This window comes from Paraburkholderia sp. JHI869 (assembly GCF_038900775.1).
Lineage (GTDB): Bacteria > Pseudomonadota > Gammaproteobacteria > Burkholderiales > Burkholderiaceae > Paraburkholderia.
This window is the reverse complement of record NZ_JAYMSC010000042.1, coordinates 19,294-33,942: the sequence shown is the minus strand read 5'-3', so window position 1 is coordinate 33,942 and position 14,649 is coordinate 19,294. Positions and strand designations below refer to the sequence as shown.

15 protein-coding genes are annotated in these 14,649 nt (G+C 62.4%); 3 read left to right on the top strand and 12 right to left on the bottom strand.

Going from position 1 to position 14,649, the window contains the following annotated elements:
• Positions 1-126: 126 nt before the first annotated feature.
• Positions 127-867: a GntR family transcriptional regulator gene (locus VSR72_RS39170; protein ID WP_342957568.1), complete on the top strand. Its 741-nt coding sequence runs from the start codon at positions 127-129 to the stop codon at positions 865-867.
• A gap of 182 nt (positions 868-1,049) precedes the next feature.
• On the opposite strand, the gene VSR72_RS39165 is transcribed toward VSR72_RS39170, so the two are convergent.
• The 10 genes from VSR72_RS39165 to VSR72_RS39120 all read right to left on the bottom strand — a co-directional run bounded on the left by VSR72_RS39165 (position 1,050) and on the right by VSR72_RS39120 (position 11,117).
• Entirely contained in the window at positions 1,050-2,369 is a 1,320-nt protein-coding gene (locus VSR72_RS39165) for an MFS transporter (RefSeq protein WP_342957567.1), read from the bottom strand.
• Between the two features lie 148 nt (positions 2,370-2,517).
• Positions 2,518-2,949, bottom strand: coding sequence for a VOC family protein (locus VSR72_RS39160; protein WP_342957566.1), 432 nt, complete (start codon positions 2,947-2,949; stop codon positions 2,518-2,520).
• Positions 2,950-3,462: 513 nt separating this feature from the next.
• Positions 3,463-4,470, bottom strand: a complete 1,008-nt coding sequence (locus tag VSR72_RS39155; RefSeq protein WP_342957565.1) for a fumarylacetoacetate hydrolase family protein — start codon at positions 4,468-4,470, stop codon at positions 3,463-3,465.
• On the bottom strand, positions 4,467-5,288 hold the full coding sequence (locus tag VSR72_RS39150; RefSeq protein ID WP_342957564.1) for a cyclase family protein: 822 nt from the start codon (positions 5,286-5,288) through the stop codon (positions 4,467-4,469). Before VSR72_RS39150 ends, VSR72_RS39155 begins: the two co-directional genes overlap by 4 nt.
• 2 nt (positions 5,289-5,290) lie before the next feature.
• Complete coding sequence (locus VSR72_RS39145) at positions 5,291-6,391, bottom strand: MFS transporter (RefSeq protein WP_342957601.1); 1,101 nt, start codon at positions 6,389-6,391, stop codon at positions 5,291-5,293.
• A gap of 96 nt (positions 6,392-6,487) precedes the next feature.
• Positions 6,488-7,618 (bottom strand): FAD-dependent oxidoreductase, encoded by a 1,131-nt coding sequence (locus VSR72_RS39140; RefSeq protein WP_342957563.1) that lies wholly within the window; start codon positions 7,616-7,618, stop codon positions 6,488-6,490.
• A 13-nt stretch (positions 7,619-7,631) separates the two neighbouring features.
• On the bottom strand, positions 7,632-7,991 hold the full coding sequence (locus VSR72_RS39135) for a Rieske 2Fe-2S domain-containing protein (RefSeq protein WP_342957562.1): 360 nt from the start codon (positions 7,989-7,991) through the stop codon (positions 7,632-7,634).
• Complete coding sequence (locus VSR72_RS39130) at positions 7,991-8,944, bottom strand: VOC family protein (protein ID WP_342957561.1); 954 nt, start codon at positions 8,942-8,944, stop codon at positions 7,991-7,993. Before VSR72_RS39130 ends, VSR72_RS39135 begins: the two co-directional genes overlap by 1 nt.
• A gap of 32 nt (positions 8,945-8,976) precedes the next feature.
• The gene (locus VSR72_RS39125; RefSeq protein WP_342957560.1) at positions 8,977-10,137 is read right to left on the bottom strand and encodes a prolyl oligopeptidase family serine peptidase; all 1,161 of its coding nucleotides are present in this window, start codon (positions 10,135-10,137) and stop codon (positions 8,977-8,979) included.
• Positions 10,138-10,202: 65 nt separating this feature from the next.
• The gene (locus VSR72_RS39120) at positions 10,203-11,117 is read right to left on the bottom strand and encodes a transporter (protein ID WP_342957600.1); all 915 of its coding nucleotides are present in this window, start codon (positions 11,115-11,117) and stop codon (positions 10,203-10,205) included.
• Positions 11,118-11,446: 329 nt separating this feature from the next.
• Between VSR72_RS39120 and VSR72_RS39115 the strand changes: the two genes are divergently transcribed.
• Positions 11,447-12,361 (top strand): LysR family transcriptional regulator, encoded by a 915-nt coding sequence (locus VSR72_RS39115; protein ID WP_342957559.1) that lies wholly within the window; start codon positions 11,447-11,449, stop codon positions 12,359-12,361.
• Between the two features lie 359 nt (positions 12,362-12,720).
• Here VSR72_RS39115 and VSR72_RS39110 read toward each other — a convergent pair whose 3' ends face one another.
• On the bottom strand, positions 12,721-12,882 hold the full coding sequence (locus VSR72_RS39110; protein ID WP_342957558.1) for a hypothetical protein: 162 nt from the start codon (positions 12,880-12,882) through the stop codon (positions 12,721-12,723).
• Between the two features lie 379 nt (positions 12,883-13,261).
• Here VSR72_RS39110 and VSR72_RS39105 point away from each other — a divergent pair, with 379 nt between their 5' ends.
• The gene (locus VSR72_RS39105; protein WP_342957557.1) at positions 13,262-13,993 is read left to right on the top strand and encodes an MBL fold metallo-hydrolase; all 732 of its coding nucleotides are present in this window, start codon (positions 13,262-13,264) and stop codon (positions 13,991-13,993) included.
• Positions 13,994-14,108: 115 nt separating this feature from the next.
• Here VSR72_RS39105 and VSR72_RS39100 read toward each other — a convergent pair whose 3' ends face one another.
• Positions 14,109-14,477 (bottom strand): DUF3564 family protein, encoded by a 369-nt coding sequence (locus tag VSR72_RS39100; protein WP_342957556.1) that lies wholly within the window; start codon positions 14,475-14,477, stop codon positions 14,109-14,111.
• Positions 14,478-14,649 lie beyond the last annotated feature (172 nt).

The window sequence follows — 14,649 nt, the reverse complement described above, 5'->3', positions numbered from 1 at the left end:
CTCGAAACGGCTCCAACGGCGCCAGCCGATTTGGGCCCGCACCACCATTCCTGTATCCTTCCCACATTTACGCGCGCGGCCAGCCCGCGGCGCATTCATTGATCCTAGCCCTCTTCCGCTGAACCCATGCCAGGAATTCGCAACTCAGGCGACCAGCCGCTGTATGAAATCGTTCGCGCAGGCATTCTCGAGCAGCTACGCACCGGCAAATGGGCGGCCGGCGAGAAAATCCCCACAGAGCCACAGTTGGCCGAGGCGTTCGGTGTTGGCATAGGCACCATCAGGCGGGCGGTAGAGGAACTGGTGGCTGAGCGCCTGCTGATCCGCCGCGCGGGACGCGGCACGATCGTCGCGAAGTTCGCAGACGAACACGCGTTCGATCAGTATTTCAACTTCGTCGATCGCGACGGCAACCCCGTGCACGTCACCGCCCAGCTACTGCACTTCGGCAAGGAGCGCGCAACGCCCGCGCTCGCGGCGGTCCTGAATCTCGAACGAGGCGCGCGCCTCGCGAGCGTTCAGAACCTGCGCCTGCGCGACAGTGTGCCTGTGATGCTCGATCATCTGTGGATGCCGCTGGACGTCTTCCCCAGCCTCAGCGCTGAGACTTTCGCCGCGCGCCGCGGATCTATCTACGGCTTCTATCAGGAAAACTTCGGCATTTCGGTCGTGCGCGTCGTCGAAGACCTGGGCGGTGCGATCGCCGACGAGTCAATTGCGCTCGCGCTCCACGTTCCGGTCGGCACACCCGTGTTGCGCATCGAGCGCACCGCCTACACGTTCAAGGACAAGCCGGTCGAGTACCGCGTGCGCTTCGTCGAATCGAGCCAGTGCGTCTATCGCAACACACGTGGATTGCAGGACTAGCCAGCACCGCACGAGCATCGCGATGCCTGACAGCTTTACGCAGCCGTCGTCCAAGTGACACCGGCTGGCCTACGATCTGCTCAATATCGAAGGGACTCGATTAGCGCCGCGGGCGCCTGCGATTTTGGCGGCGGCTCCCATCCTCCACCCATGGCGCACCCGACGGCAGAATTAGGCGCTTATCACGACGCGTCCAGCTGCGGGGCAAGTCCGCCCGGTGCGTGCTCCGTGCTGGCCGCCTCAGGCTCGCCGAGGTACGGACGGTCCGGACGAATCCAGTTCGCGGCAATCGGCCCGAGCGCGAGGAAGAACATCGAAAGCGCGAACACTGGCTGCCACGAATGCGTCGCATCGACGAGCCAGCCGACGAGCGGCGGCGACACCGACGCCGCGATACCGAGCCCCGTATTCATGATGCTGCTGGACGTCGCCGCGTGATTCGGCGCAAGGTCCATCGCCACGGCCCACAGTGGCGCCGTCACAAGTTCGGACAGAAATAGCGCGGCGGCGAGAGAAAGGCCAGCTGCCGTCACCGATGGATGAAGGAACATTGGCACGAAGAACACGATTGGTGCGAGAAAGCCGACCGTGATCATTGTCTGCCGCGAGCGCCGGATATCGCCGGTGCGTTTGAGCAGCAAATCGCTCAGCGTACCGCCTAGCGTCGTGCCAACCACTCCACTCAGAAAAATGCCGGAACTGAAGATCGCGGAATGGCGGATATTCAGATGATAGGACTGCTCGAAAAACGACGGCATCCAGTTCAGGAAGAACCACAGGATCCAGCCGTGGCAAAAACTCACGATCGTCGCGGGCCAAAGCGCGTGCAATAGCGGTTTCCAGCGCATCGGCACCCGCGCTTTGCCAACATCCGCTGGCAGCCGTGCGATTTCCGCAGCCGTGATAGCGGGATGGTCGGCAGGATTATCACGGTAATACCAGATCCAGAGCACGACCCACGCGAGACTCGCAACACCGAGAATCACGAATGCCGCATGCCATGAAAACGCGCCGATGAGGGCAGCGACGAGAATGGGCGTGGAGGCGTTTCCCAGACGCGCACATGCATGCGTGACCCCTTGTGCGAAACCACGTTGATCAGGCTTCATCCACGCCGTGAGCGCGCGTGCCGAGGCTGGCACGATCGGGCTTTCGCCGATGCCGACGACGAAGCGTGCCAGCAGCAGCGTGAAAAAGCCGCCGGCGAAACCCGTGAGCAACGTACCGACGCCCCAGAGCACGCCGCAGATTGCGAGCATTTTGCGCGCCCCGAGCCGGTCTCCAATGAAGCCGCCAGGGATCATCGCGACCGCGTACGTCAGCGCAAACGCGGAAAACACGAACCCGAGCTGGACGTTGCTCAGTTGCAGATCGCGCCGGATCACCAGTGCCGCGGTGGAAATATTGGTGCGGTCCACGTACATCAGGAACGACATGATGCACAGCACGAACAATACGCCGTTCGTGGCGCTCAACCGTCTCGTGGAACGAGTGGATGCCATCGTCTGTCTCCTGTCGGTGGGACTTGGCGCCTGAACGCCTCGCCCCACCTATCCAAAGCCCGCACGCCCTTTCTTGAGGACGCGTCGTTGTGGCTACGTGCTGACTATGGTGCCATTGTGACGCGAGCCAGCACGCCGGAAACCGCTGCTATTCGAGCACTTCGCCATGCACTCCGGCCGCGAGCGTGCCCTTCTCCCAGCGCTTCATCGGCACGACCTCCGCGACGGGACCGTTCGGCGATCGGAACTTGACCGGCAAATGCCCAGGCTCGGTAAGAATCTGGCCGCCGTTGGCCTTGATCTGCTCGATAAAGGCGTCGAGATCCTCTACTTCCATGCCGATATGATGAATGCAAGGCGCCGGGCCCGCGAAATCCGCTTCGTCCGAATTCGACGACTCGTAATGGATCAGGGTCAGGTCCATGTAGCCGTCGCTCAGGTGATGAGAGATGTGATCGCCGTTCACGCCCTTGCGGCGCACGGTATTGACGTGCTTATAGCCAAACACGTTCTCATAGAACGCACGCTCCTTCTCGACGTCCTCGACCTTGAAGGCGATGTGCTTGATGAAATTCGGCATCGATATCTCCTGTGGGTGGCGCGCAGGCTAGGTCCCGCGATGAGGCCAGTCTAGAACTGCGATCTATCCATGTCAATCGAATCATTCGAATGATTCGATTGACATGGATAGAGACAACCCCAGATGCCACTGACCACCGACACGCCCAGAGCGCGCGAATCCCGAGTGCCCGCAAGCATCGCCGGAACAGGCTGCGCGGCGCACTGAATCCAGCAGCGCCGGCTCGGCAGCGCAACACACGGTGAGGTATGTTGGTGCCGCGCATGCTATCTGTCATCGATTCGTATGGCGAGTGAGCCGCGTAGAGGTCCGCCGAAGTTGGCGTGGGCCCTAGTCGGCCCGGGCTCCGATTTTTCACACGCACGGGACTCAGCGCCCGCCCTCTCGCCCGTCCTGTGTTAACGAGCCTTAGAACCAGTTCCGACAAATCGTCGGCCGACGCGAGTCCCGCACGCCGGATCCGTTCGACCAGCGCGGCCCCGACGAATCCACCGGTACCGGTCACCAGCACGCTCATGCCCCGTTCCCTCGTTCGGCACGGCTCGGCGCTCGCACCACCCGCTGATCGATCGCGCCGAATGGCGCGCGGCCCGCCTCATCTCGCGCTGCCATTCTCACCCGGTCGCCAAAGCGCATGAAGCCCGTGCGAGCCTCTCCCGCGTCGATCATTTCGATCACCCGCCGCTCGGCAATGCACGCCGAGCCCGCGCCGCGATCCGCGTTCGACACCGTGCCTGACCCGAGGATCGAACCCGCCGCGAGACTACGTGTACGCGCGGCGTGGGCGATGAGTTCGCCAAAGCCGAAATTCATCTCGCGGCCATGCGGCTGGCCAAAGTGCTTGCCATTCCACTCGATCTGCAGGCTCAGATGCACGCGGCCATCGCGCCAGTCGTGGCCAAGTTCATCGGGCGTGATGGCGACCGGTGCAAACGCCGTGGAAGGTTTTGCCTGCAGAAACCCGAAGCCTGTGTTCATCTCGCGCGGTCCGAACGCACGCAGACTCCAGTCGTTGATCTGCACGAGCAAGCGGATATGCTTCATCGCGTCCGCTGCCGCTACGCCCATCGGCACGCGATCCACCACCACGCCGAATTCGCCTTCGAAATCGATGCCATCGGCCTCGTCAGGCAGCGGCACATCGGACGAGGGTCCGAGGAAATCGTCGCTGGCGCCCTGATACATCACCGGCACCGTATCGAACTCGGGAATCGGCGGCGTGTTGAACGCCTGCTCCATCAACCGGCCATGATTGAGAAAGGCCGAACCGTCGCACCATTGCGGGCTGCGCGGCAGCGGCGCGGCGCACACGCCTGGATCGAACACACGCGCTTCGTGCACGCGTCCGCCATTCAGATCGTCATACCTTGCCTGCAAGGCCGGCGCCACGTCGGGCCAGCGCTCGATCGCATCGAGCAGCGTACGCGCGATGGGCGCCGCCTCTACAGCGCGGCTCAGGTCGCGCGACACCAGCAGCAAGCGGCCGTCCTTGCCGTCATCGGGCAGCGTTGCAAATTTCATCGCGTTCCTCGTTGCGTGTCGTCCGTGGCTTCAAAGATCGCGACGGCTCGCGTCCAGCCCGCGGACGCACCGCGGATCTTGTGAGGAAAGCAGCTGATCATGAATCCGGTGGGCGGCAGCGCTTCAAGGTTATGCAGCTTCTCGAGGTGGCAATAGCCGATGTCGCGCCCCGCCTTGTGGCCTTCCCAGATCAGCGAGACGTCACCCGATTCCGCGATTCTTTTTGCTGTGTAGGAAAACGGAGCATCCCAGCTCCACGCATCGGTTCCCGTCAAGCGTACGCCGCGCTCCAGCAGATACATGGTGGCCTCGTAGCCCATGCCGCATCCGGTATTCACGTAATCTGCGTGGCCATAGCGCGAGCCTGCCCGCGTGTTGACGACAACGATATCGAGCGGCTGCAGCACATGACCGATACGGGCCAGTTCGGCTTCGACCTCCGCCGCGCTCACGACATAACCATCGGGGAGATGCCGGAAATCGAGTTTGACGCCCGGCTGAAAGCACCACTCCAGCGGGACCTGGTCGATCGTAATCGAAGGCCTCGCCTCGCCGAGCCCTGCGTCCATGGTCGAATGGAAATGCCAGGGCGCGTCGAGGTGCGTGCCGCTATGCGTGGTCAGCGTGACCCATTCCGCCGCAGCGGCCTCGCCATCGGGATAGTCCTCGGGTTTCGTGCCCGGCAGCATCGCCATGAACTCGGGCAAGGTGTCGGCGTGCTTCTGGTATGTGATCTTTGGCGCAAGCGGTGGCGGATCGGAGAGTACTTCGTTTTCCAGGTAGATCGATAGATCAACAAAGCGGCGTGCAGGCTTCACGTTCAGACTCCAGCGGAAAGGGGACGGCGCTCGAGGCGCGAAAAGCAGAACACGGCGGCCACGGCGATGAGTATTGCGGCAATGCCGAGGCTGCCGTAGCCGGATTGCTTGACGAGCGTGCCGCCGAGCACCGGGCCAATGGCCGCGCCCGTCATCAGCATCGCGGGTGTTGCCGCAACGGCCCGGCCCGTACTGTCGATGCGGGCCAGCATGCCGAACGCAAAGGTGTGCGTGAAGATCATGACGGCGGCGAAAACCGCAGTTGCGGCGGCGTAGGGCGCAAACGCCGCGCTTTGCGTGATGGCCAGCGCGAGGGCAGCCTGCACCAGGGGCCCGGCCTGCACGACCCGCCGGCCGGCCAGGCGCCGCTCGAGCAAGCCGGCTGCCGGCGCGGGAAGCAGGTTCACGACGCCCAGTGCGATCAGCGTGCTCGTCACGGCCGTCAAGCCGAAGCCTCGGTCAATGCCGATGCGCTGGACGAAGCTGAATAGCATTGCCTGAGTCAGCGCCATACAACTCACGCCGGCCATGCCGAACCAGACGGCACGATCGATACGCGGTTCGTCGGCCTGCACTTCGCCGCGTTCGGCATGGACCGACGGAAACGCGAGTACGCAGGCAATAGCCGCCACCGCCATCACAGCGGCGAAAACGCGAAACAACGTCGGACCGCCGTGCAACGCGATCATGCCCGGCGTGAGTCCGAGAAAGGCAATCGCGAACACGCCAAGCGCCAGACCGGCCATGGCGAACCGCCGATGTGGATTCGCGCTGCGTCCAATCGTGCCGTGCGTGAAGCTGAGCCCGCAGCCCACCGCGATGCCAGCAACGGCATGCAGGAGCGCCATCACCGGATAACGGTCGGTCGAGATCATGCCGACGAACGCAAGCGACGCAACGCCGAAGCCGATGGTCGCCGCCGTGCGAGCTCCCAGGCGGTTCAAGCGCGGCGAAAAGAACACGCTGCTCGCCACCGCGCCGGCGAGAAACAGCGTGGCGAGCAGCCCCGCTTGCTGCGGGTCGAGATGGTAGGCGCCGATCAACGTACCGACCCAGACGGGCAACGCGACGAGATCGACCATGCCCGCGCAATGCGCGATCATGAGGGCGAGCGTGCCCGCCACGCCGAGTGCGGCTCGCGCGCCAGTCTGTCTTGGCGTTGAGGCAGAGAGGTTCGTTTGCATCGTGCCTCCGTCGCGTCAGATCGGCTGCGCAAGACGCATATGCGTCTCGTGCATGATACGGGTGTGCTCCGCCTTGTCGCCACCGGCGATTTCGATCTCGCCAAGACGCCCCGAATTCTCCACCACCAGGCGGCAACGCTCCCAGCGTCGCTCGCCGAACGCCTGCAAGGCCGCTTCCACTGTCGATGCGCGCCCCAGTTCTTCGACAAGCACGATCGCATCTTCGAGACCAATGCCCGCGCCCGCGGCCATATGCGGTGTAGTGGCGTGCACGGCGTCGCCGACCAGGGCCACGCGTGCGCGGTACCACGGTTTCGGCATCAGCATGCGTTCGAGCGGACGATAGTTCACGCGCGATTGCGGGCCGATCTGCGCACGCAGCGACTGGATCAGCGGCGCATCGAACGGCGCCAGCAGATCGGCAAGCAAACGCGGCCAGTGCTCGGGTTCGACGTACTCGTTGGTCGGGCGGTTTTCCGTGACGAAGAGGTACATCTCCTCCTGCGAAACCGGATTAACGCCAACCTTCACGCTCGGCCCCATCCACATCGACGCGCACACGATGTCCGCAGGCCTGGGCAATACGGCGCGCCACACGCCCTGCCCCGTGTAACGCGGCTTCGGTGCATCGGGGAACACCGTTTCGCGCACTTTCGAATACAGGCCATCGGCGCCCACGACGAGGTCGTAGTTGCGCTGCGTACCATCCGTCAACGACACGCGCACGCCGCCCTCGTGCTGCCCGATCTGCGAGAACGTGCAGCCGAGGCGAACCCGCACGCCTGCTGCGCGCGTGGCCTTGGCGAGAATGTCCGCCAGCACCGGGCGCATGATGGCGCCGCCGCCGGGCACATCGGGACCGGCCACACGCGGTGTCGGTAGCGTGCCGATGGGCTGGCCTGCAGCGGTGAACAGATTCACACCGTCGCCGCCATAACCGCGCTCAAGGAAGGCATCGAGCACGCCGATCGTGCGCAGCGCGCGCAGCGTCGGGCCGCCGATGCTGATGCCCGCGCCATACGAGCGCCAGCCCTCGTCGATTTCGACGAGATCGACCTGCAGGCCGAGCTTCGCACATTGAATCGCCGTCGCCATGCCGGAGAAACCTCCGCCAATGACAAGGACGTTTTGAAGTTGAGTTGCCATCCGGTGTCTCCTTTTAGTCTTTGTGCGTAGCGCTCAGCATGATGTCGCCTTCCTGCGTCACGTCAATATTCAGTCTAACTAATCGTTTTCCCTCGCAAGGCCCAATCAGACACATGCCGCTCTCGATGTCGAACTGGGCGCCGTGCGCATGGCAAACGATGCGGGTTCCATCGCCGTTCAGGTAGGCGTCCTTGCGCCAGGCCATCGCGGTATCGCCGTAATGCGGGCACGCATCGCGGTAGGCGCGAACCGTTTCGCCACGGCGGACGACGAACAGTGAGTCGCGCCCGCAGCCTTCGGGATCGAAGCCGCGCGCGCCGGGGTCCGGCAGTTCGTCGATGCGGGCGAGGCGAACAGGCATGGCGCGCGTCATCAGTTCGATTCGGCCTTCGCTGCGGGCGGCGGTCCGCCCGGGGCCCACTTTTCGCGCAGCTGGAACAGAAACAGTTGCGAGCTGTCCGCGCTCATCGGTGCCACGCGAGACGTCCATGCGTCGTCGTGCAGGTCCATGTCGGCGTCGTACTCCACGTGGCAGCCGAGCGGGCTGTTGAAGTACCAGAACCAGTTCGAGCCGAAGCGGTGCCGGCCCGGCCCCCAGAACGACTGATAGCCCTTGGCCACGAAGCGGCTGCCCGCCTGCATGACCTCACTCGGGCCACCCATATGGAACGTGAAATGCTCGCAGCCCTTCATGAACGGCGGCGTTTCGATCATGAACAGCGTGTGATGGTCGAGCGTGCCCGCCGGCCGCAGGAACGGGCCCACGCCCACGAAGCGGTCGGTGCAGCGAAAGCCAAGACGGTCCACGTAAAACGCTTCCGCCTTCGCCGCATCCGGCACGAAGTAGACGACATGCGAGAGCGAGCGCGGCGTGAGCGCAGCGTGCTCGTCGGCGCCGACCACGTTCGGGCCGCGCTGCGCTGCTGCACCCGGCGCGTTCAGCGGCTCCGCGGGCAGCGACAGCGTGCGGCGCACCGTAACCTGAAAGCCGATGGCGAAGCCCATATCGTCGAGCGATTCGATCGAGCCATCGGCGAGTGTGCGAACCTCGCGATCGCGCCGCAGTTCCTGCGCAATGGCGTCGAGCGTCGCGGCATCAGCCACGCCGTAAATCGTCTTGCGCAGCATGCTCGCCGTGCCCATCGCGGGCGCAAGCGTTGAATCGTCGCGGTGCGCAATTTCGATGCCGGTGCCGTCGAGCGCCTCGAAGCGCCCGCCGGCCTCATTCGTGTGCACGGGCAGCAGGCCGTAGTCGAGCAGATATTGCGTGCAACTGGCGACGTCGTCCACGCCGAAAACCAGCGTATCGGGTCCGATAATATTCATGAGCGGTGCGTGTATTGGAAAGTGCGGATGAGTCAGAGCGAAGTGTGGCCGCCGAGCGTTTCGGCAACCCAGTCGGCGATCAGATGACCGGCGTTGATCGAGTTATCGAAGCTCGAATGCTGCACGCCGCCTTCGCGATCGGTGAAGATCTTGAGTTCGCGTTTCGGGCTGTTCACGAGTTGTTCATAAGTGCGATGCGCCCAGGCGACGGGAATCTGCGAGTCTTTCTCGCCATGCGTAACGAGGAACGGCACCTTGATCCGGTCGAGCACGCCGTCGAGATGCACGCCTTCGGCAATGCGCATGAAGTCGTCGATGTCTTTCGCGCCCCAAACCCAGCACACGTGCTTCCAGTAATGCGGCACGGGGAAATTGCCCTCGCGTTGCAGGCGTTTTTTCTGCACGTCGCGCCAATCATGATTCGCACCCCAAACTACTCCACATGCGAAGCGCGGCTCGAAAGCCACTGCACGCGGGCAGTAATAGCCGCCGAGCGATACCCCTTCCATGCCGATTCGCTTCGGATCAACATCGTCGCGCGTTTCCAGCCAGTCGACGATCTTGCTCGCCCACACCTCGGAGTTGTAGACAGCATGCATGCCTTGCAGACGCAGCGCCTCGCCGGTGCCGGGCTGATCGACGATCAGCGAGGAAACGCCGCGCTCGGCGAGCCATGCGGGCAGTCCCACGAAGTACTTCATCTCCTTGGTCGAGTCGAGCCCGTTGACCTGCACGAGGAGCGGGCTGCGCGTGCCGGCATTCGGTGCCTTCACGAGCAGCCCCGAAAGATGCGAATCGCCGTACGGAATGCGCACGCGCTCACAGTTCTCGCCGCGCAGCGCGACGCCCTTGTCGAACGCGGCGAGCAAACGCCGGTAAAGATCGATACGGCCCGGCGCATCGTGGGCCAGCATGCGTTCGGCCGTGATCAGATAGACAGCGGCACGCCGGTATTTTTCGCCGGCGGAAAGCGTGCGGCCACGCCCCTCGTCTTCTGCCGCGAGTTCGCACAGCAGATCGGCCTTTTTGACCCACGCCTCGCGAAACGCGCGCGTCCCTTCGGCGTCCGGTTGTCTCGCGGCCTCCTGCAACGGGCCGCACATCTCCTCGATTTCGCCGATGCGCGCGCCCATTTCAATCGCGAGATTGACGGAGAGATCCCAAACGTAGTTGGTTGGAAAATAACGAAACATGCCGATTGCCTTGATTGAATTGATGTATGACTCGATGGGTGGCGCCGCGCAGCGAACAAAGGCGCTCAGCCCTTGCGCCCGAAGCCGGGCCACAGCGGAATGGCGATGTTCAGCCACACGTTATTGCTTTTGGCGGTGTTCGCCGCATAAACGCCCTGCTGATAATTGAGGTTCACGCTCCAGCTTCTGGCGTCGTACACAATCGAAGGACCAATGCCGAACGTCCTCATGCGATTGCCCACGTTCACGCCATCGGCTTTGTCGTCGCTGAACTGGTTCAGGTAGGCACCGACCACGCCGAGTTTCCACGGCCCGATATTCCAGCCGGCCTCAAATTCGCCAACGTAACCGTCACCGGAGCTGTAATTCGTCGTACCGTTCTTTTCGTTGAGCAGGAAACGATTCGCCAGGCCGAGGTCGATACCGTTGGGCACGTTGTAGCGAACCGAAATCACCGGCTGCACCGAGGTATAGCCGACCGATACGCTCGATTTGACCGGGCTATACGAACCCGTCTCGAATGCGACATCGATGCCGGACGCTATCGCCAGGTTTTGCGTGAGATGCCATTGCAGCAGCACTGGCGTGAGCGTGATGTTCGAAAGCCCGTTCTGTGTATTCGACTGGCCGTAGACACTCGTGTGCAGCGACACGACGGGAATCACCAGTTGCGTAAAGACGTTCGCGCCGAGAAGCTGAAACGGATACGCCAGCAATAAGCGCGTCGTCGCCGAATACACATCCGAGCGGAACGGAATTGGCAGCTTGTTGCCGTCGTTGCCATAAAGCCCATTCGCATAGCTGTAATTGAATTGCTCCAGCGCGAACAGGCCTGGTATCGGCGGCAGGTTCGCGATGTTCGTGCCAACGGCGCCGGCCGGATACGGGGAAACGCCTCCTTCAAACGCTCGGGCGTCGTTTACCCATCCTGCGGCCAGCATGGCGCAGCCGACAGCGGCTGCGGTCAGTCTCTTCTGCATCATGTCTCCTCGACCATGGCGGATGCACCGCCTGGTGTCTCATCGTCGTGGCAGGCGCGGCGAGGTTCGGGGGCACATCGAACAACCTTGCCCACGAGCCCGCCCGCATGCGGTTTTCCCGGGACGTTCGTCTTGCTGCCGTCACGTCGGGATGCGTCGTAGGTTAAGATGGACCCGGCTATCCCCAAAAATGGATTCGATAGATGGGAGATATCCGCGACATCGATACATTCAGGAGAAACCCTGAAAGCGTGCACAAGAACGAGCCTTGCAGAGACAATGCAACGCGCGCCGTGTCGGCGTAGAAAAGAAGATGGGAGACTGTACGCATGCGGTTCAACAAGCTCGACCTCAATCTGCTCGTCGCACTCGATGCGCTGCTCACTGAACAGAACATTAGTCGCGCCGCCGAAAAGATTTATCTGAGCCAGTCCGCTATGAGCAGCGCGCTCGCGCGCTTGCGCGAATATTTCGGTGACGAGTTGCTAGTCCAGGTGGGCCGCAAGATGGAGCTGACGCCACGCGCGCAAACACTCCAGGACCCCGTACGCGACATTCTGGTGCGAATCGACTCCACGGTTTCCGCGCAGCCCGATTTCGTGCCCGCACAGTCGGATCGCGTTTTCCGCCTGCACGTGTCCGACTACACGATGACGACGCTGATGCCACATGTGCTGGCGCTCGCGTATCAGCACGCACCCGGCGTTCGTCTGGAGCTGCGCGCGCAGATCATGCATCCGCACCGCGTGCTGGAACGCGGCGAAGCCGATCTGCTCATCATCCCCAAGGAGTACTGTTCCGTCGATCACCCTGCGGAACTGCTGCTCACAGAGACGTTTTGCTGTGTGCTATGGGAACGAAGCTCGCTCGCCAAAGGGGAGATGACGGCCGAGCGATACCTGGCGGCGGGACATATCGTCGTGCAGCCCGGCGAAGTGCATTCGGCGCTCGAAGACGGCTTCATGCACAAGCACGGCATCGAGCGCAAGGTGGAAGTAACGACCTACAGCTTCCTCTCGCCGGCCCAGCTGTTGCCCGGCACGAATCGGATCGCGACCATGCAGCGACGGCTCGCGCAGGCGGCGGCGCGCAGCCTGCCTGTCGTATTGCGTGACGCGCCCGTGCCCGTGCCCGAGATGGAGCAGTCGATGCAGTGGCACAAGCATCGCACGTCGGACCCGGGCATCATCTGGTTGCGCGGGCTGATCAAGGAAGCCGTCGTTCTGATGGATCAGACATCGTAATGATGCGTCAGAATGATAACTACACGGCAACACCGACCATTGTAGATTCACACTCGTTCATTTTCATTAAGGCGTCTGATTTTCATTAAGGCGCCGGGCTGCGGCAGTCTGAGCAAAGGCGGCGAGCACCCGTTTCGTCGCAAAGGCCGCTGCGGCGTCCTCACCGAATTCGGCGGACGCATGCCGCCACGCGTCTCACGCTTTGCCGCCGAAGCCGAGCAATCCAAATCGATAGCTCAGCAGAAGCGATCGCGGCAAAGCCGCCTCCGTGATAGCGAAGCGAATCATGCTTGAAATGGTCCCTGCGAAATTCCAGTTCGGTAAAGTCCACCCGGTACCCGATCTGCGTTACGGGCAGATCATTTTCTGTAGCTGTTCCAGGACTCGACGTTGAGGACGATACGGGCGACTGGGTTGTCGTCGGCGGTCTTCGGAGCGAACTTGATCTGGGCGAACGTTGCGAGGCCGAACGCGACTACCACGAATGCTGCAGACGCTACGACGCGGTTAATGTATTTCACAGTTACCTCTTTTGATGATGTAGCCAGGAACTGGCGAAGCGCACAAGAGTGCCGAATCACCTGCAGCGGCATGTCCGTCCGCAACCTCGCAAAGCCGGATATGGCCGCCAGAAGCGGGTTTGCCGATCGGGATTGGACTGCAGGGAGGAGGCGACCCAAACAGCCCGACTATAAATTGTTTATAAGCATGCGGTTTGCGACAACCCGTCGCAACGGACGCCTGGTTGTTTGAGCGGTGTTTCTTCGACATAGGTGTTGTATCAGCACTGTCGGGCGCGGATACTGGGACGTTGATGCGAGATCCCCCTGCATGCGGGCCGTATTCATACAAATCTCTGAGCATCGGCATATCGGGTTACCAACGAGCTGGAGGCGCACCTTGGGGACCTTATCCCTTTCAAGCGGTACGTCGATCGACGAGATCGCCGACCGCATCTATCGCATCGCCACCCCAGTCGAACTCCCTGGTGGGGGCGGATTCTCGTTCAACCAGTTCCTTGTCGACGACGACGAGCCTTTGCTATTTCATACGGGGCTGCGTGGACTATTTCCGATGGTCCGGGAGGCAGTCAGTCTGATCATGCCCTTCGTGCGTTTGCGCTACATCGGCTTCTCCCATTTCGAGGCCGATGAGTGCGGTGCACTGAACGAGTTTCTCGCGGCCGCGCCCCGGGCGGAAGCCGTGTGCGGCCAGATCGCGGCCATGGTTTCCGTGAATGACTATGCCGTCCGGCCACCGCGCGCACTGAATGATGGCGAAACGCTCCCCCTTGGGCGGCACTGCGTGCGTTGGCTCGATACACCGCATCTCCCGCACGCCTGGGAATGTGGGTTTCTCATGGAGACGACGTCGGCAACGCTGCTCTGTGGCGACCTGTTTACCCAAGGCGGCGCCCAAAACCCGGCGCTGACCGAGAGTGACATCCTCGAACCGAGCGAGAAGTTCCGTCACAAGATGGACTATTTCTCGCACACGAGAAACGCTCGCTCAATGCTTGAGCGCCTCGCTTCACTACAGCCGACGACTCTCGCCTGCATGCACGGCAGTGCCTGGCACGGCGACGGTGCGGCCTTGCTGCGCGGCCTCGCCGACAGCCTCGAGCACGGCTAGGCTCAACGCTGGAGGCGAGCATCGCTCGGTTAGAGCCGGTCGAGCATTCCTCAGAGGATCCGAGCGATAGCGTGCCACCGGACATCCCGTATCGTCTGGTGGTTGGTTACACGCTTCAGACCGCGTCCGCTGCGAACACGCTGTGCTCGGCGAGCACTGGGTCCTTGTCAATGCACTGCACGTGCCAGTGCCCTTCGATGCGTGATCCGTTTTCGCCGCGCCAGAGCGCCTCGCCTGACTCTCCCTCGAACGGACCCGTTTCGGCTTCCAATGCAAGACCTTCGAGAATAAATAGAGGATGCGCTTCGTGTTGACCGCAGACCAGCGTCCCGCGCCCTTCGACTCGAAGCATCCCCCATTCGGGAAGTTGGAGACCAGCATGGCCTTCGCGGGACCACTTGCACGTTTCGTTGTCGATCCAAAGGATCGCAAAGGCCTTCGGGTCAATGCGGTCGAACGTGTCGAGATGGAGCGTAATGCGCATGAAGTCCTCCTGGAGGTGTGCGTGGCTTCGTGATCCGCAACGTTCGCCAGCGGTTGACATATCAACGATACGTACGCCCGGGAGCTTTTTCTATGCGTCAGGGAGTCGCCAATACCCGCTTAATTCAGATCTTTCTTGCAGGCGGGTACCCGTGCTGTGGCCGCTAACGGCT

What these genes read in the sequence shown, in the direction of transcription:
- VSR72_RS39115 (WP_342957559.1), top strand. Translation starts at nt 11,447, where the DNA reads ATGCGGTTCAACAAGCTCGACCTCAATCTGCTCGTCGCACTCGATGCG.
- VSR72_RS39145 (WP_342957601.1), bottom strand. Translation starts at nt 6,391, where the DNA reads ATGATCGCGCATTGCGCGGGCATGGTCGATCTCGTCGCGTTGCCCGTC.
- VSR72_RS39140 (WP_342957563.1), bottom strand. Translation starts at nt 7,618, where the DNA reads ATGGCAACTCAACTTCAAAACGTCCTTGTCATTGGCGGAGGTTTCTCC.
- VSR72_RS39100 (WP_342957556.1), bottom strand. Translation starts at nt 14,477, where the DNA reads ATGCGCATTACGCTCCATCTCGACACGTTCGACCGCATTGACCCGAAG.
- VSR72_RS39155 (WP_342957565.1), bottom strand. Translation starts at nt 4,470, where the DNA reads ATGAAATTTGCAACGCTGCCCGATGACGGCAAGGACGGCCGCTTGCTG.
- VSR72_RS39135 (WP_342957562.1), bottom strand. Translation starts at nt 7,991, where the DNA reads ATGACGCGCGCCATGCCTGTTCGCCTCGCCCGCATCGACGAACTGCCG.
- VSR72_RS39130 (WP_342957561.1), bottom strand. Translation starts at nt 8,944, where the DNA reads ATGAATATTATCGGACCCGATACGCTGGTTTTCGGCGTGGACGACGTC.
- VSR72_RS39125 (WP_342957560.1), bottom strand. Translation starts at nt 10,137, where the DNA reads ATGTTTCGTTATTTTCCAACCAACTACGTTTGGGATCTCTCCGTCAAT.
- VSR72_RS39120 (WP_342957600.1), bottom strand. Translation starts at nt 11,117, where the DNA reads ATGCAGAAGAGACTGACCGCAGCCGCTGTCGGCTGCGCCATGCTGGCC.
- VSR72_RS39170 (WP_342957568.1), top strand. Translation starts at nt 127, where the DNA reads ATGCCAGGAATTCGCAACTCAGGCGACCAGCCGCTGTATGAAATCGTT.
- VSR72_RS39165 (WP_342957567.1), bottom strand. Translation starts at nt 2,369, where the DNA reads ATGGCATCCACTCGTTCCACGAGACGGTTGAGCGCCACGAACGGCGTA.
- VSR72_RS39160 (WP_342957566.1), bottom strand. Translation starts at nt 2,949, where the DNA reads ATGCCGAATTTCATCAAGCACATCGCCTTCAAGGTCGAGGACGTCGAG.